Source organism: Nitrososphaera sp. AFS, assembly GCF_009898475.1.
Classification (GTDB): Archaea; Thermoproteota; Nitrososphaeria; order Nitrososphaerales; family Nitrososphaeraceae; genus Nitrosopolaris.
Window position 1 is genome coordinate 16,716 of the sequence record NZ_QURE01000010.1, and the last position, 16,218, is coordinate 32,933.

At 40.7% G+C, this 16,218-nt stretch carries 19 protein-coding genes; 14 read left to right on the plus strand and 5 right to left on the minus strand.

Annotated features, from left to right (window positions below):
- The 3 genes from DYY65_RS02355 to DYY65_RS02365 are packed head-to-tail and all read right to left on the minus strand — an operon-like array spanning window position 1 to window position 1,097.
- Complete coding sequence (locus tag DYY65_RS02355; RefSeq protein WP_162476389.1) at window positions 1-303, minus strand: hypothetical protein; 303 nt, start codon at window positions 301-303, stop codon at window positions 1-3.
- Entirely contained in the window at window positions 300-716 is a 417-nt protein-coding gene (locus DYY65_RS02360) for a hypothetical protein (protein ID WP_162476390.1), read from the minus strand. Before DYY65_RS02360 ends, DYY65_RS02355 begins: the two co-directional genes overlap by 4 nt.
- Before the next feature lie 24 nt (window positions 717-740).
- Window positions 741-1,097 (minus strand): helix-turn-helix domain-containing protein, encoded by a 357-nt coding sequence (locus DYY65_RS02365; RefSeq protein WP_162476391.1) that lies wholly within the window; start codon window positions 1,095-1,097, stop codon window positions 741-743.
- A gap of 106 nt (window positions 1,098-1,203) precedes the next feature.
- Here DYY65_RS02365 and DYY65_RS02370 point away from each other — a divergent pair, with 106 nt between their 5' ends.
- The 4 genes from DYY65_RS02370 (at window position 1,204) to DYY65_RS02385 (ending at window position 5,109) form a co-directional block, all read left to right on the plus strand.
- Window positions 1,204-1,563 (plus strand): hypothetical protein, encoded by a 360-nt coding sequence (locus tag DYY65_RS02370; RefSeq protein WP_162476392.1) that lies wholly within the window; start codon window positions 1,204-1,206, stop codon window positions 1,561-1,563.
- A 215-nt stretch (window positions 1,564-1,778) separates the two neighbouring features.
- Complete coding sequence (locus tag DYY65_RS02375; protein WP_162476393.1) at window positions 1,779-2,192, plus strand: cupredoxin domain-containing protein; 414 nt, start codon at window positions 1,779-1,781, stop codon at window positions 2,190-2,192.
- A 258-nt stretch (window positions 2,193-2,450) separates the two neighbouring features.
- Window positions 2,451-4,253: a ribosome biogenesis/translation initiation ATPase RLI gene (locus tag DYY65_RS02380; RefSeq protein WP_162476394.1), complete on the plus strand. Its 1,803-nt coding sequence runs from the start codon at window positions 2,451-2,453 to the stop codon at window positions 4,251-4,253.
- Window positions 4,254-4,275: 22 nt separating this feature from the next.
- Window positions 4,276-5,109: a class I SAM-dependent methyltransferase gene (locus DYY65_RS02385; protein ID WP_162476444.1), complete on the plus strand. Its 834-nt coding sequence runs from the start codon at window positions 4,276-4,278 to the stop codon at window positions 5,107-5,109.
- A 3-nt stretch (window positions 5,110-5,112) separates the two neighbouring features.
- Here DYY65_RS02385 and DYY65_RS02390 read toward each other — a convergent pair whose 3' ends face one another.
- Together DYY65_RS02390 and rimI are read right to left on the minus strand one after the other, a co-directional pair.
- Complete coding sequence (locus tag DYY65_RS02390; protein ID WP_162476395.1) at window positions 5,113-5,340, minus strand: hypothetical protein; 228 nt, start codon at window positions 5,338-5,340, stop codon at window positions 5,113-5,115.
- An 80-nt stretch (window positions 5,341-5,420) separates the two neighbouring features.
- Entirely contained in the window at window positions 5,421-5,918 is a 498-nt protein-coding gene (gene rimI / locus DYY65_RS02395; protein ID WP_162476396.1) for a ribosomal protein S18-alanine N-acetyltransferase, read from the minus strand.
- A 115-nt stretch (window positions 5,919-6,033) separates the two neighbouring features.
- Between rimI and DYY65_RS02400 the strand changes: the two genes are divergently transcribed.
- From DYY65_RS02400 to DYY65_RS02445, 10 genes are all read left to right on the plus strand, one after another.
- Window positions 6,034-6,828 (plus strand): 2-amino-3,7-dideoxy-D-threo-hept-6-ulosonate synthase, encoded by a 795-nt coding sequence (locus DYY65_RS02400; RefSeq protein ID WP_162476445.1) that lies wholly within the window; start codon window positions 6,034-6,036, stop codon window positions 6,826-6,828.
- A complete protein-coding gene (locus DYY65_RS02405) occupies window positions 6,809-7,873 on the plus strand; it encodes a 3-dehydroquinate synthase II (protein ID WP_162476397.1) in 1,065 nt (354 codons plus the stop codon). The genes DYY65_RS02400 and DYY65_RS02405 overlap by 20 nt, the downstream gene beginning before the upstream one ends.
- Window positions 7,874-7,967: 94 nt before the next feature.
- The gene (locus DYY65_RS02410; RefSeq protein ID WP_162476398.1) at window positions 7,968-8,846 is read left to right on the plus strand and encodes a DNA-methyltransferase; all 879 of its coding nucleotides are present in this window, start codon (window positions 7,968-7,970) and stop codon (window positions 8,844-8,846) included.
- Window positions 8,847-9,070: 224 nt separating this feature from the next.
- Window positions 9,071-9,745 carry a type I 3-dehydroquinate dehydratase gene (locus DYY65_RS02415; protein WP_162476399.1) on the plus strand — a complete coding sequence of 225 codons (675 nt, stop codon included), beginning with the start codon at window positions 9,071-9,073 and terminating at the stop codon, window positions 9,743-9,745.
- Complete coding sequence (gene aroE / locus DYY65_RS02420; protein WP_370519270.1) at window positions 9,742-10,599, plus strand: shikimate dehydrogenase; 858 nt, start codon at window positions 9,742-9,744, stop codon at window positions 10,597-10,599. Before DYY65_RS02415 ends, aroE begins: the two co-directional genes overlap by 4 nt.
- Window positions 10,596-11,450 carry a shikimate kinase gene (locus tag DYY65_RS02425; RefSeq protein ID WP_162476400.1) on the plus strand — a complete coding sequence of 285 codons (855 nt, stop codon included), beginning with the start codon at window positions 10,596-10,598 and terminating at the stop codon, window positions 11,448-11,450. The genes aroE and DYY65_RS02425 overlap by 4 nt, the downstream gene beginning before the upstream one ends.
- Window positions 11,443-12,741 carry a 3-phosphoshikimate 1-carboxyvinyltransferase gene (aroA, locus tag DYY65_RS02430; protein WP_162476401.1) on the plus strand — a complete coding sequence of 433 codons (1,299 nt, stop codon included), beginning with the start codon at window positions 11,443-11,445 and terminating at the stop codon, window positions 12,739-12,741. Before DYY65_RS02425 ends, aroA begins: the two co-directional genes overlap by 8 nt.
- Before the next feature lie 85 nt (window positions 12,742-12,826).
- Window positions 12,827-13,927 carry a chorismate synthase gene (gene aroC / locus DYY65_RS02435; protein ID WP_162476402.1) on the plus strand — a complete coding sequence of 367 codons (1,101 nt, stop codon included), beginning with the start codon at window positions 12,827-12,829 and terminating at the stop codon, window positions 13,925-13,927.
- Window positions 13,928-15,316: an aminotransferase class I/II-fold pyridoxal phosphate-dependent enzyme gene (locus tag DYY65_RS02440; protein ID WP_162476403.1), complete on the plus strand. Its 1,389-nt coding sequence runs from the start codon at window positions 13,928-13,930 to the stop codon at window positions 15,314-15,316. It begins immediately after the preceding gene.
- 7 nt (window positions 15,317-15,323) lie between these two features.
- A complete protein-coding gene (locus DYY65_RS02445) occupies window positions 15,324-16,187 on the plus strand; it encodes a prephenate dehydrogenase (protein ID WP_162476404.1) in 864 nt (287 codons plus the stop codon).
- The last annotated feature ends 31 nt before the right edge of the window (window positions 16,188-16,218 follow it).

Genomic DNA, 16,218 nt, shown 5'->3' on the forward strand with positions numbered 1-16,218 from the left:
CTATTCTTGGAGTTTGAGAGCCTTAGGAAGAACCACGTCGCCCTCAATTATCTTTCTTTGTACACTTAGATGTATTTCATCTGGATCTAAACCTAATTTTCGAATTCGTTGTATCGTTTTCTTTGATAGATCTAAACTTATATTGTGACCCCCTATTCTTCCAAATGCTATAGCTCTAAATCTGAACTCTTGATCACCTATCAGAAAATGACCATTCAATTTGCTTGCAATTTCGCCTCCTGTGGTGCTATGAACAAAAACTGTTAATTTTTCATTGTTTTCTGACCACCTATGTCCCATCATTTTGCATCTTTCTCGCTTGTTATGTCGATATTGCGATTCACATTTTTTTCAACCAGAAAACTCCACCATTGATTATCTTTTATTTTGTGTTCAGCTACATCTACCAGAATCTCCGAATCATTTGAATCTCTAAACGTAAAAATTCCTCCGTTGATCAACTTTATCAATCTCCATCTATCCTGACCTTTTCGATCTCTGTTTATTGCAACGGCCCATTTTCTGTCTTTCTCGATCTTTGGCATCCCAATATTATCAGCAATTTCGAGGATCCCTAACCTTTTTTCTTCACAAAATAATTCCTTTGTAATCACACTCCGCCAAATATCGACGGCGCCAATAGTTTTTTGACCCTCATTTATGTTTATAACGCCAAAGTAAACCGCCTTGTCTTCGTTAGGAGGCTCTATAGACATCAACCGTTCAAATTACAATCATTCCTATTTAGTTCTTGCATCTTCGAATGGTCGCTGCAATACTGTTCCTAAGCTGTCAATTAGTAGGTTCTTCTTGAACGGTAAGTTGTCATTTTGGCAAAGTCTTCTGTAGCGGTTTACAATGGCAAATTTTGGATGTAGTGATTCGTACTCAGCAGAGACGTTAATGATCATTCCCTTCTCAACTAATGATTCCAATGTATCAAGTACTTTATTTTTTGAACATTTTGATGATTCTGCAATTTTTTCCAAATTCGACTTACCGTTCTTAATGATGAAAAGAAAAGATTCTGACTCTTCGTCGGAAAGCTTCAACTCCGTTATAAGATATTTTTTAACATTTCTAAGATTAATGACCAATGGTGTCGATGTATGAGATACATATGGGCCTAATAATTATATAATATTTAAAACAAACTTACATCTAGGCTTAAAACCTTATTATACATTAGAGATAATTTTGACGTTGGTTGCTTTCGTAAAAATGGTGGTCACTATCGATCTTACTTTCACTACCGACAGATTGAGAAATCTTATACAAAAGTCAATTCGCCAGAATAGCCCCATAGACCAAAACGGGTATACGATAGTATTGCAAGATGAACCGAACTTGAAGTGGGTTAAAGCTAACTTAGAGAAGTTGCTAGATGAAAATGATATATGGGATTTCGTCGTGGCAGAGAATACGGAAAAAGAAAATGAAATAGCCATTTTAAAGAAGGGAGATATAGAACAACTTGGGATTTACCTTTGCACACATTGTGGCGTTTCATTCGAAAGCGAAATACAGCGTATAGTACATCAGCGTATACATTATCTTGGTTAGTTTGATAAAAGACAGAACCGTGGTAAGGAAATCGTTCAATTCTCATGACCTTTTGCAATTAGTTAGATTCTTTTCAGAATCTGAATTTTACGCTTATTAACATATAATATATTCATATACTATTGTTCAAATTCCAAAATTTGTATTATTAATCTGGAGATCTATAAATATAATGCTATGAATCACTTATAATGTAGGCAGAAGTTATGAACCGCATGTCTTCACAAAAGACTGTAATCTTAGCAATAATCGCGGCGACTGTCTTCTTATTGGGCACATTTCAGTACGCCTCGGTTTTAGCTCAGCAAGCAGCTGGCGACAGCGTTACTATAGTGCCTAATGCATCTACGATAACTCCTGGGACCAAAGCCTTTTCTCCAAATCCAATTAATGTGAAAGTAGGCGACACCGTTACTTGGACAAATAAAGATACTGTGGAACATACAGTCACATCGGGCACCGGCGCAAGTGACACAAATAAAGGAAAAGAATTTGATTCTGGACTGGCTGGTCCAACGGCCCTGACTGCTACCGGAAAAACATTCTCTCACAAATTTGCCGCAGCAGGAACGTTTCCATATTTCTGCCAACTACATCCAGCGATGATGGGAAAAGTTATCGTGGCTTAACCCTTCATTTTTTTCTTTTCTCGTTTGGTAATTAGATTTAAATTTCAAAGTGCAATAAATCGATACTATACCTTTATAATTAAATTCTCTCAGAATTATAGACTCTTATCCCAAAGTGAAAGGAGGTTTTCGTACCGTGAGGCTAATATCTGAATGATTACAAAGCCGCTGCCTTCCCTTAAGCATATTGGATATAAATAAAATCTGGCTAGCTTATCAATCACGAAGCTATATAATGGCTTGATGTAAACCCCTGCCATGAGAGATGCTGCACACCCTACGCATAGGGTCGCTGTCTTGGATGAAGAGCTATGTCAACCCAAAAAATGTGGACTTGAATGCATTGTATATTGCCCTGTAAATAAAACAGGTGGCGAATGTATAGTACTTTCTGATGACCGCAAAAAGGCAGTAATCTCTGAGGAGCTTTGTACGGGTTGCGGAATATGTATCAAGAAGTGTCCTTTTGACGCGATTGTTATCGTTAATTTGGCCAAGGAACTTGGGTCAGAGAAGATACATCAGTACGGTATCAACTCGTTTAGACTCTACAAATTGCCAACTCTCAAGAGGGGACACGTAGTAGGACTATTGGGAAGGAATGGCATGGGCAAATCAACAATTGTTAATATCCTTGCGGGATCGATTAGGCCCAATTTAGGGAACTATGAGTCAAAAATAGAATGGGATCAAATTATAAAGACTTTTCAAGGCACAGAGTTGCAATCCCACTTTGAAAAAATAGCAGCTGGCCAAATGCGTGTGTCAATCAAGCCTCAGTTGGTATATCTCATCCAGGATGCTTTCAAGGGAACCGTGAAGGAGTTGATCAAAAAGTACGATGAGCGGAATGTGGCTGATCTTTTAGTAAACGACCTCGGTCTACATGGATTGCTTGACCGCCGCGTAGGGGAATTAAGTGGTGGGGAGCTACAAAGACTTGCAGTAGCTATCGCCTCAGCCAAAGACTCTGATTATTACTTTTTCGATGAACCTTCATCTTATAACGATGTCCATCAGAGACTTGTAGTTGCAAAAGTGATTCGGGGACTCGCGGAGATGGGTAAGAGCGTAATGGTTGTTGAACATGATCTAACTTTGTTGGATTATCTTTCAGACTTTATACATATAGTATATGGCGAACCAGGTGCTTATGGCATTGTCTCGGGATTGCAAGCCACAAAATTGGGTATAAACAATTTTCTAGAGGGATTCATACCCAGTGAGAATACCCGCTTCCGTGAGAAGGCCTTTAATTTTGGTACTACAAGCTCAACTGAGGATGTAATTGCTGATGCTTCAGTAGCGAATTACACGGATCTATCTAAAACGTTTCCATCATTTCGTTTGAAGGTATCGGCTGGTAGGATACGTCAAGGAGAGATAGTTGGGGTGGTAGGAGCTAATTCACTTGGTAAAACTACTTTCATGCGAATGCTTGCAGGTTTAATCAAACGAGACTCAGGTAAGATAGAGCTGCATGCCAGAATATCATTCAAACCTCAATATCTCTCCCAAGATTATGATGGCACAGTATATGATTTACTTTGTACAGCATGCGATGGTGTCGCTGACTTGTCTTCCAAGGAGGAGCAGATACTATTTCCTATTGGAGTTAAGAAACTCTATGAAAAAAACGTCAAAAGTTTAAGTGGAGGAGAACTACAAAAGGTGGCGATAGCTGTAACTTTAGCGCGCTCAGCTAATATATATGCATTAGATGAGCCCTCAGCCTTTTTGGATGTGGAAGATAGAATTGCGCTCGCAAAATTTTTACAACGCTTTGTAAGGGCATATGGCAAATCTGCTATTGTAATTGATCATGATATGCAGTTAATTGATCTCATTTCAGATTCTTTAGTTATATTTGACGGTAGACCAGGTATTGAAAGCTTAGCAAGTCAACCGTTTCAGAAGGAACAAGGTATGAATATGTTTCTAAGAGGACTTTCTATCACATATAGGAGAGATGAGAATACTGGAAGGCCAAGAATTAATAAGGAAGGTAGCAGGTTAGACCGGTCGCAAAAAATGTCCGGAAATTATTATTACACCAAATAAACTTCCTGATTCCATGCCGCATATGCTGAAAGATGCATTAGCCAGTCACCTGGTCCCATCAGAATTAGATATGATTTTCTCGGCGTTCGATATGATTGGGGACATCGTCATTTTAAAGATTCCAGATTGCCTACTGAAAAAAAAAAATATCATTGGTGATACTATCCTTACGAAAGTTAAAACAGCAAAATCTGTCTTCCTTCAGACCTCCGCGGTCAAAGGGGATTTTAGATTGCGCAATCTCGAATATCTTGCAGGAGAATATAAAACCGAGACAGAATACAAAGAACATGGCTGTCGATTCAAAGTAGATATTGCCAATGTCTATTTCTCTCCCAGATTGTCATCTGAACGGTTGAGAGTAGCACAATTGGTTCGAAATAATGAAGTAATAACAAATATGTTTGGAGGTATAGGAACGTTTTCCATTTTGATTGCAAAAATGAATAAAACATGTACAGTTTACAACATTGATTCGAATGTCCACGCAGCTAATCTGTGCAAATTTAATGCAAAACTCAACAAAGTTCAAGACAGAGTTATTTCGATCTTGGGCGATGCGGCGCACGTTGTAGAGACCGAGCTATCTGGGAGCTCTCACAGAGTCCTAATGCCTCTACCGGAGCGTGCCAGCGAATTTGTTTCCTCTGCGGTAGAGGCACTAACTGACCACAAAGGGATAATTCATTTTTTTTTTGCTCATGTTACTGCGAGGAATAAGAAACTTGGTTCCTCTGAAGGTGCTTTATCTGCAAAAAATGCATTCAAGAATTATGAGCATACTTTACTTCAAACGAAGGTAGTAAGAGAAGTAGGTCCAAGGCTGTATCAAACTGTCTCCGACGTACAGCTTTAACGGCTATCCATGATCCTCGTTATTTCCTTGGCCTGGAGCAGTTGTCATTGTGTAACCTATCCATGCCATGACTGCCAGTAGCGCCCCTACTGCAACCACTATTGTTGCCTTCAAGACAATCAAGCTGTATGAGGTGGCGAAGATTATGTATGAATATATGATGAAAGCTATAATCGATGCAGCAAGAAGCAATGTCCCAAGGAACCTTCCGCGTAATCTTCTGCCGTTCATCCCTCTTTGGACGCTTTTACTATCTTATTTACATATCTTTGGTAAATGAAGGTGTTCAGATTGCTCTGTTGTAGACTGCATCATGCAAATTCCAAAGCCATAAGATAGGCATCTTCCCCATCTCGATAATAAGTTCTAAGTCTTGATTTTATTTGAAATCCTAGCCTTTCGTACATTCTAACGGCCGCTGTGTTACTGATCCTGACTTCTAAATAAATCTCATCAGTGTTTCTCGCAATAACGCCGTTAATTCCCTCAATCATTAAGGCATTCCCCAATCCCTGGTTCCTGTGTTCATTTAGTACCGCAACTGATACTACATGTCCCTTTTTTACGAAACCTAGCTTGCGAAAGTTAGAGAAGCCAAACTCAATCTTGCACATTATGTATCCTACTACTTTGCTATAAAGTTCAGCAACTATGAACGATTCAGGCAATTCGCTCAGGATTGATTCAAAAAAGTAGTCTGAATAATGTTCTGGAAGGGTGAGCATGTTGATGTCCATTACTGTGGGAAGGTCTGCCGTCTCGCACCGGCGAATTATGTAGGGGCCCACCATACGTAGAGCTGTCTGCAACTAGATACTGATCTACTTCCAAATTATTTAATCTTATCAGCGTTACGCTATTTGGGGTCAGCAGTGCCACTGAGACAATCACTTTTAAGTAGGTTAGGAAATGGCTTTAGCATATATGGTTTGCGGCAAGGAGCTCCGAACTGCGAGGCTCTTGAAGGGCGGTAAGATGCTTTGTGTTCCGATGGACCATGGAATCAGCAGTGGCCCCATTAGCGGGCTGGAAAATATTCATGGTATGATTTACCAATGCGAGAAAGCTGGACTTACATGCATTCTCGTCAACAAAGGTATTATCAAAACGATGCCTGCCCCCATAAGTATTGGCTTGATAGCTCACTTGTCAGGTAGCACAACTTTGAGTCCTAATCCAAACAAAAAAGTTTTGATAGGAAGCGTTGAAGAGGCAGTGAGACTCGGTGCAGATGGCGTATCTGTTCACATTAACATTGGCGCAAAAGAAGAATCAGAAATGTTACATGATTTAGGTTCTATCTCTGACAAGTGTGATGAGTGGGGCATGCCTCTCATAGCTATGATGTATCCAAGGGGTGAAAATATCAAACACCCATATGATCCACAAATCGTAGCTCATGCAGTAAGAATTGGTGCTGAGGCAGGAGCAGATTTGATCAAAGCTGTTTACACAGGGGATATTGATTCGTTCAAACCGGTCGTAAAAAGTTGCCCAGTCCCAGTAGTAATAGCGGGCGGACCTAAATCAAAAACTGATCAGGATTTAATCGAAATGTGTGCTGGAGCAATGAAGGCGGGAGCTATCGGTGTCACTTTCGGCAGAAACATATTTCAGCATGTAAATCCACCAGCAATTATTCGTGCTCTGAGCGAAATTATTCTAAAAGGCAAAAACGTTCAGGAGGCCACAATCCATCTTGATAGTTACAAAAAATAAAGAAATAATAGTTAACCCGACGGTCGATAAATCAAACCTGTCGACTTTCCTGTCGAAGCTAAAGAATATTAAAATTCTCAACATGGATCCGAAATTAGTTTCTGGTAGTGGATTCCAGACGATATTTGAATCAAGAGAAGCAGATATGACCATTTGCAAATCAGTCGATGAGATGACAAGTTTAAAGGCAATTAACAAGATCGCAGGTTTTTTTAAAAAAGTCTTAAGCAACGAAGACCTTGAGGAAGTTATTTTAGCTTCAGAATCAGGTGCAGATTTCGTTATCGTTGATTCGGAAAATTGGAAAATTATCCCATTAGAAAATATAATTTCTAGGCTGCATAAATCCGGCACAGTTGTTTACACGATGGCTAAAGGTCAAGCTGAAGTTAGAACTATGTTTGAGATTTTGGAATTAGGGGTCGATGGTGTTATTCTTTCAACAGACGATCCAAGCGTAGTAGAGGCGTCGCAAAGCCAACTACATAATACCGGGACTCTGGATCTCAAACCCATCAAGGTTTTGGAAGTTAAAGAGCTTGGCAGCGGAGAACGGGTATGTGTGGATACTGCATCTATGCTAAGTAAGGGAGAAGGAATGCTGGTGGGTAGCAAATCAAATTTTATGTTTTTTGTCCACAATGAATCAGAGGGCTCTGCATTCACATCTCCTAGACCATTTAGAATAAATGCTGGTGCAGTTTATTGTTATACTTTGATTCCGGGCGGTAAGACCAAATATTTATCGGAAATTGAATCCGGAATGGAGATTCTTATATTAAACCAGCAGGGATTGCCTAGGCGTGCTATCGTCGGAAGAGCAAAGATAGAAACTCGACCTTTGAAGATGATCAAGGGAGTAATGAATGGGGAAATCGGTACAGTCATATTGCAAAATGCTGAAACGATAGCATTCATGACTACTGAATCCAAGTTGATACCTGTAACCGAGGTGAGGGTTGATGATGAATTACTTGGTTATGTTAGCCTCAAAGGTGGGCGCCATTTTGGAACAGAAGTTGACGAATACATTATCGAGAAGTGATCAACACCGGGATTATTTGGCGAATATTTTTTTAATCTGAAAGTCGATTATTTTAGAGTATTTAGGATATGGATATATAGACAAATTATCATGGATGCAGGTACAACGAAATCTAGAGAATATCATTATTGGAGGCAACTGCAAGGAGGCGTTGAAGAAAATTCCTCAAAATTCAATTCAATTGACTATTACCTCTCCACCGTATAGGAATGCAATTGATTATGGGATGCATGTGAGTGGAAATGGTGAATATTATCGTGGGCGAGGCAATATTGAGACAGGAGAGTATCTCGATGAAATGGTTGAAATTTTCAATGATAGGATCTTCCGGGTTACTAAGGACGGCGGATATTGCTGCATCGTCATTGCCAATGAAGTGGTTAACGGGACTATCCTGCCACTTCCGCACATACTTTTATCTAGGCTCGTCCGGACGCCGGGCAAATGGAACCTACATGAGGAAATTATTTGGCATAAAGTGACTGGTGGTACCAATAGATATGGTTCTTTTGTAATTAACCCTTACCCAAAGTATTATAGAGCCAATATTATGCATGAATTCATTCTAGTGCTACGAAAGGGAGATGTAAAGACTGGGCGAACTCAACGTGACGGAGCTCTTCCTGCAACCCACGAAGAATGGACTAAAGAGATAGCAAATTCAGTTTGGCACATTGCTCCAGTACCGCCAGGATATATCACACACCCTTGCCCCTTTCCTGAAGAAATACCATACCGGCTCATGAAATTATATTCTTACGAAGGAGATGTAGTTCTGGATCCCTTCAACGGGAGCGGTCAGACCACAAAAGTGGCCTCCCACTTCAACAGAAGGTACATTGGGATCGAAATAGTAGATGAGTATGTGCAGTTAGCAACTACTAGGCTCACTGAAGAGAAATTGCATATAAGACCGCAAGCGCTAATTGCAAATTGGAAAAAAATTCCCTCACACTATTCAGATTATACATAGGATTATCATCTTTAATTAGTTGTGGGACTATAATATTTAACGAGAAATGGCCGCATCTATTCCATCAAACATAAAGTCTTCTAAACCCCATCGTTGTAGTCGATGCGGTCGGATGTTCGAGACGGTGGAAGCTCTGAGTGCGCACGAGAGGATGGAGCATGACAAGCATAGTCACCCTCCTGCTGGAGTTGGCTAGCTATAATCAGACTTAAGATGACCTATCATTGAAGATCTGTACAACAATTGCCTCCTCTTCCTCTCTAGATCTGGAGAAGCAGATAAAGCAAGCCTTCGCAGACGGTACTAATTTCGTTGAAATTCGATTTGATTATTTGCCATTGTCCGAGATGCAAGAATCTCTAAGGATAGCAAACAGTTTTAGAAATAAAGCCGTCTTCACTCTCAGGCCTGATTCTCAGAAGGGCAAATTCTCAGGGAGTGCTCACGAAAGAGTCAATTGGCTAAAAGAACTTTCGTTATCTCGGCCAATGCTGCTTGATGTAGAATACGATACGCTAATAAATCATGAAGAGTTGGTTGATTTTCTAACGGATCATAAGGCCCGAATACTGGTCTCTTGGCATGACTTTGAGAGGACACCCGCAAATGAATCACTTCTAGACCTTATAGGGCAAATGAGAATATATGGCAACTTTCTAAAGATTGTTACTACTGCTGAGCACATACAGGACTGTATCAGATTGCTCGATTTCTATAAGGTGGTGACGAATCTAGATCTAATATTGTTTGCAATGGGAGAATTAGGTGTGCTATCCCGCATTTTGTGCACTATTTATGGGAACGCACCTTTTACCTATGCCTCCCTAGGAAAATCGGTGGTCCCAGGTCAACTCACTCTCCTTGAAATGAGAAAGCTGTATGAGGGAATGATTCTGTGATAGAATCTTCTGAAAATCCAATTGAGACGTATTGCATAATAGGTGATCCAATTGATCGCTCGCTTTCACCTGTAATGTTTAATACGGCCTTTAATTCTATTGGCCGAAGATCTACCTATATTGCATTTCGAGTGCCCAAAGGCGAATTACAAAGTTCGCTTCACTCACTCAAGGTTACAAAAATATCTGGCTTTAATGTAACAATACCACATAAGGTGGATATTTTACCATACATGGAAATATTGCATTCGGCAGCCAGAAAGGCAAATGCTGTTAACACGGTTCGGAACGTTGAGGGCAGATTCGAGGGCTATAATACTGATGTTCAAGGATTTATTGAACCTCTGAACCGGCGACATATAAGCTTGAACGGGATGAACATTCTCCTGATTGGATCAGGGGGAGCTGCTCGGGCAATAGTTACCGCTCTTTCGGATAAAGGTGGGATCTCACAATTAGTAATTGTTAATAGGACCCCTGTCAATGCTATGGATCTCCTTACATTGGCTTCCAATGTGGGATTGAAAGCTAAAACTGCGACCTTTGAGAATCTGGGTGCACTTGCTCTCAATTCCGACTTGATTATTAATTCTACGCCTCCAGGATCCGATTTTACTAAATCTCAATTAGATCACGAGCATATCCGTAGGGATAGTGTTGTGTATGATATAGTGTATGTACCAATGGTGACAAACCTACTAGAGCAGGCGAGAATCGCACAAGCTTCAATAATTTATGGATATGAAATGCTGTTAGCACAGGGCGCTAAAGCATTCGAAATCTGGACAGGTTTAGATGCTCCAGTAGGAGTGATGAAAAAGGCGCTTCTGGGTCCTTTCGGAGAGCCTTCGTGATAATAAGGAGAACACGTGCAACTATACATGGCGCTATCTCGATTGTGAATGCACTAGCAACCTTCCGGGGATCAGCATTAGGAATTTCTCTTCAAGTTGTCGCTGAGGCAGAGCTAAGATCTGGAGTCGGAAAATCCGGTCCTAGTTACAACTACGGAAAACTCATCCGGAATATTATCTATAACACAATACCTAAACAAGTGCTTGAGAAGCATTCAGTCCATATAAAAGTAGAATCCGAAATCCCTATTGGTTTTGGCCTAAAAAGCTCTAGTGCAGTTTCTAATGCAGTTGCTTTGGCGTGTAGTACTCTTGTAAAAGAAAAAGCAGATGATCGCGCGGTGTTGGATGTAGCCACGCGAGCCTCTCTCGACGCTGGAGTGACTATAACCGGGGCTTACGATGATTCCTCTGCTTGTTATTACGGTGGGTTCGTAATCACTGATAACCGCGTAAATGAGCTCATTTTACATGAGAAGGCTCCAGATGATCTCTTCGCAGTGATTTTTATTCCTAATCACAGGAGAGGAAACCTGACAAAACTGAGTACTATGTCAGAGCAGTTCGAAGAAGCCTTCAAATTGGCCACTTCAGGCGATTACTGGAAGGCAATGAATCTTAATGGAAAACTTCTGGCGACTGCCCTATGTACTGAATATGAACCCATGATGGATGCAATACACGCAGGGGCGCTGGGAGCAAGTATATCGGGCAATGGGCCTGCGATCGCTGCCGTTTCGTATGAAAGAAAAATAGCGGAGATTAGGGATGTGTTTAGTAAATTTGATGGCAGTATAATAGTTTCTAAAGTTAATAATGAAAAGGCCAAAGTGGATATCATAATTGGTTAGGATTCAAAGCGCAAAATCACGAATCAAAGGAATTATTAGGTGTCCATCAAGTAAAAGTTACAGCCATAGAGCCTTAGCTATATCTTCTCTAGTCGAAGGAGAATCAATTATTAAAAACCCCTTGTATTCGAGGGACACCCTAGCGACTGTTTCATCATGTAAGGCAATGGGTGTTAAAATTATCCAAGACAACGATATGGTATATGTCAATGGAAGGCATACTTTCGAATCTCCAGATGATGTACTTAATGCAGAGAATTCTGGAACCACCATCAGATTAATGACATCTATTGCTTCTCTAGTAAAGTACGGTTCTACGGTGTTGACTGGAGATGAAAGTCTACGTAAGAGACCCATGCAGCCCCTGTTGGATTCTCTTAAGAACTTGGGTGTAAAGGCCTTTTCCACGAAAATGGATGGTGCACCTCCAATTGTCGTCACGGGAGGCGGAATAAAGGGAGGATCGACTATTTTAGATGGCAGTGTCTCAAGTCAATTCGTCTCTTCACTTCTAATCTCATGTGTTTACGCTGATTCTAATGTAGAGATACAAATCAAGGGAATCCAAGTTTCAAAGCCTTACATCGAGTCCACCATTGAGACGATGAAGGCTTTTGGCGTCAGGGTGGCAAATGATGATTTCAAACAGTACTCATTGCAACCTGCTCGATACAAGCCTACCGTTTTTAATGTTCCGGCCGATCTATCAAGCGCAGCTTTAATTCTAAGCGCAGGTATTCTGATCGGCGATGATGTAAAGGTCATTGGGATTGATTTCAGTTTACCTCAGGCTGACTTGGGTATTGTAAAAATTATTGAGGAAATGGGTGGACGAATCAAGGCTGACCACCAAAAAGGCGAAATTCGAGTCCAGGGAACAGAACAGTTGAGTGGTGGTGAGTTCAACCTTTCAGATAGCCCTGACCTGCTTCCTGTTGTGGCTGTCATGGCTTTAAAGGCAAGATCCCCTGTAACAATATCCGGCATAGCTCATGCTCGCTTGAAGGAAACAGATAGAATAGCAAATATTGCTTCGCAGTTAACCAAATTCGGCGCGACTATCAAAGAAGAGAAGGATCATCTAATAATAAGTTCTCCTAAGACATTGAAGAATGCGTCTCTTGACTCATTTAATGACCACAGGCTTTTTATGGCATTCACTGTTGCGACATTGTTAACAAATAAATCTACAGTGGCAGGTGTTGAATCAGTCGAGGTGTCATACCCAAATTTTATTCAAGATCTTACAACACTTGGGGCCAGACTTAGGCCGTCAGTAGACCGAGAGTAAGTTAAGATTACTACTGTATTTACTATTTTCCATTACTTTAAAAAGCTAATACATATAGAACATAAGTAAGTCGTGACTAGAAGAAATGCCAGGAAATACACTCGGCGAACGATTTGTAACGATGAGTTTCGGTGAAAGCCATGGGAGATGCCTTGGGATGGTGCTAGATGGTTGCCCGGCAGGTTTGCCTCTTCAGGAATCAGATATCCAGCCACAGCTCGATCGAAGAAGACCTGGTACTTCAGTTGTCACGACACAAAGAAAGGAACAGGACAAAGTGGATATAATTTCAGGGACTTACAATGGTTTCACTACCGGTGCTCCTATTTGCGCCATTCTCTGGAACCAGGATCAAAATTCAGCACATTATGAATTGATCAAAAGTAATCCCAGGCCTGGACATGCCGATTATCCTGCCATGATAAAGTACGGTGGTTTTACTGATCATAGGGGTGGTGGCAGATTTTCAGGCAGACTTACAGCAACCTTGGTAATGGCAGGATCAATAGCTCAGAAGCTACTTGGATATTCGTTAGGAGTAGAGACGACGGCTTATACTACAGCTATTGGCGACATCAGAGCAGAGCAAGTAGATCTGATTACGGCTAAAAAAAATAGATACACAAATGATGTAAGATGCCCTGACGTTGCTAAAGCAGAAGAAATGAAATCGGCGATTATGCGAGCGAAAAAGGTCGGGGACTCGCTGGGGGGGATTGTAGAATGTATAACTACAGGAGTTCCTGTAGGGATTGGAGAGCCAATATTTTCGTCATTAGAATCTGATTTAAGCAAAGCTCTATTCAGTATTCCTGCAGTCAAAGCGGTAGAATTCGGCTCAGGTTTTAATGGCACTCGCATGAGAGGTTCAGAAAACAATGATCCTTACTTCAAACAAAATGACAAGATCGTAACTACAACCAATAATTCTGGGGGCATTCTAGGAGGGCTGTCAAATGGGATGCCTATTGAATTAAGGGTCGGGTTTAAACCTGCCTCATCTATCGCGAAAACTCAGAAAACTATTAATCTTATCACGGGAGAACAAACTGATCTTAGCGTACCTGGCAGACATGATCCATGTGTAGTTCCAAGGGCTCCTCCAATAGTGGAATGTGTTGTATCAATGGTGTTAGCGGACCTTGCTCTTAGGGGAGGATTTATTCCACCAATATTGCGTAGGTGATTGAAGATTAGTGCACCAGAAGAATTAGACGAAATCCGATCTGAGATACGTAATATCACTTCAGATATCATTCGTAAAGTACAGAAAAGAAACGAGCTCTGCAAACAAGTTGGCGAGATCAAAAACAGGCTAAAAATTGATGTCAGGGATGAAAAAGTTGAACAGGAAATAAGGCTGCTTGTTTCAAATTTATCTAACGAAATTGGGATAAGTCCGGATTTTACAGGGAGGCTTCTAAATATCCTACTCACAGAGTCTGTAAGATTACAATTGAAGGAGCAACGTGACCAGACCAGGTTTGAAAATCATTTAACCATATTTTCAAAAGCTAAAGAGCTCGAGGCTGCTGGTAAAAAAATCATCCACATGGAAGTTGGAGAACCAGATTATAGTCCTCCTGAGCCTGTAAAGTCGGCCCTTTCTAGCATTTTTGAATTGAAAAGGTATCATTACACCGAAACCAAAGGCATAATGCAGCTACGTACGTCAATAGCTCGAATGAGCAGTAACGGTTTAAATCCGAACAATGTAATAATCACCCCTGGCGGAAGGTTTGCTGTATTTGCGGCCATCTCATCATTATTGGTGCCAGGAGATGAACTTATCTGCATTGAACCTGCCTGGCCAGCTTATGCAGAGTGTGCCTGCTTACTTGGCTCTACAGTCAGCTCGTTGCGAACAACTCTCGAAGACGGTTGGAGTCCAGATCTAGGGAAGCTTGCGAACATGATTAACCCTAATACCAAAATGATTGCGTTGAATTATCCAAACAATCCGACAGGAAAAATTCTTGAAAAGAAGATCCTTAATCAAATTGTGTCAATAGCTAAAGATCACAAATTGTATATTCTAAGCGATGAGGTGTATCGTGATTATGCCTTCACTAAATTCGTAAGTATAATGGAATATGGATATGAAAGAAGCATAATGGTCTCTTCCTTTTCAAAAGGCCATGCTATGACGGGTTTCAGAGTAGGTTATGCGATTGCGAAGGAGAATATTATAGATAGAATGGCCAAAGTTCAGGCAACAGCGCTTACAAGTGTTGCTGAGCCTATGCAGTACGCCGCCCTTGCTGCTGCCGAAATTAGCCCAGCAGAAAATACAGACCGTATGAAGAGGCGACTGGACTTGATTTGCGAAAAACTACACGAGATGTCCCTTTGCTTTGCAAAGCCTGACGGCGCATTATATGTGTTCCCTAAATTGTGGGACGGACTATCCGATCATAAAGTAGTACAAAGAGCTCTCAATCTAGGTGTGGCTGTGGCGCCAGGAAGTGGATTTGGTGGTCAATATGGTCAATTTATTAGAATCTCTGCTTGCCAGAGCAATGATAAGCTAGAAGAGGGATTGGACTTGTTAAACGCCGTCTTACGCTCAAATTAATAGAGCTATGCTTAAACAGATTGCAATTATAGGTGCCGGCGGCAGGATGGGTATTTGGTTTTCCAGATACCTGAAAGGGAAAGCAGTCACGCTTTTGCTCCATGATATCAATTCGAGCTGTCTAAAGCAGTCCAAAAATGTGGTTGTATGTGACAATTTAGAAAAATGTGTCCGAAATGCTGATCTAGTGTTGGTTTGCGTCCCAATTTCAGAGATGTCTGATACTCTTAAAAAATGTACATTTAGCATGAAAGCCGGTGCTATCCTCGCTGAGATTTCATCACTGAAAGGCAAATCATTTAAGCAGCTCAAAAAGGCTTCTAAAGCTGTTCAGCCTTTATGCATTCATCCCATGTTTGGTCCAGCTGTCAACAATTTAGGCTTAATGAAGATTATATTGGTTCCTGTCATAGATGAATCCGTTGAGTTGCGAATTTTAGAAGAATTATTCAAAGGTGCTACTATTGGAATTATAAGAGATCCAAAGCTTCACGATAAGCTGATGGCAACTATACTAGGCCTTACATATTTCACTAATCTAGCATTCGCTAACTTTATATCAAAACAAGATTATCGATCGCTAAAAAAATTCTCCGGCACAACTTTTAGGATCCAGTCTATGCTATCTATGAGTGTCTTAATCGACGATCCTGATCTAATTTTTTCTCTTTTATCAGAGAACTATATGGTCAGTGACCACATTCACAAATTTATGATTGAAGCTGGTAAGCTGGAAGGGTATCTTGTTCAGAAGGATCGGAAGAAAGTCAGGTCATTACTTGAAGAGATAAGATCAATGTATCAAAGAAATAACCTTGAAGAGTCTTATGCCAATATTTATCGTATGATGTCGTCTCTGAACAAAAAATGAGGGCATTGTTGTATGAATACTTACCTTACCG

What these genes read in the sequence shown, in the direction of transcription:
- DYY65_RS02355 (WP_162476389.1), bottom strand. Translation starts at nt 303, where the DNA reads ATGATGGGACATAGGTGGTCAGAAAACAATGAAAAATTAACAGTTTTT.
- DYY65_RS02390 (WP_162476395.1), bottom strand. Translation starts at nt 5,340, where the DNA reads ATGAACGGCAGAAGATTACGCGGAAGGTTCCTTGGGACATTGCTTCTT.
- aroC (WP_162476402.1), top strand. Translation starts at nt 12,827, where the DNA reads ATGCCAGGAAATACACTCGGCGAACGATTTGTAACGATGAGTTTCGGT.
- DYY65_RS02445 (WP_162476404.1), top strand. Translation starts at nt 15,324, where the DNA reads ATGCTTAAACAGATTGCAATTATAGGTGCCGGCGGCAGGATGGGTATT.
- DYY65_RS02375 (WP_162476393.1), top strand. Translation starts at nt 1,779, where the DNA reads ATGTCTTCACAAAAGACTGTAATCTTAGCAATAATCGCGGCGACTGTC.
- DYY65_RS02360 (WP_162476390.1), bottom strand. Translation starts at nt 716, where the DNA reads ATGTCTATAGAGCCTCCTAACGAAGACAAGGCGGTTTACTTTGGCGTT.
- DYY65_RS02400 (WP_162476445.1), top strand. Translation starts at nt 6,034, where the DNA reads ATGGTTTGCGGCAAGGAGCTCCGAACTGCGAGGCTCTTGAAGGGCGGT.
- DYY65_RS02410 (WP_162476398.1), top strand. Translation starts at nt 7,968, where the DNA reads ATGCAGGTACAACGAAATCTAGAGAATATCATTATTGGAGGCAACTGC.
- DYY65_RS02380 (WP_162476394.1), top strand. Translation starts at nt 2,451, where the DNA reads ATGAGAGATGCTGCACACCCTACGCATAGGGTCGCTGTCTTGGATGAA.
- DYY65_RS02385 (WP_162476444.1), top strand. Translation starts at nt 4,276, where the DNA reads ATGCTGAAAGATGCATTAGCCAGTCACCTGGTCCCATCAGAATTAGAT.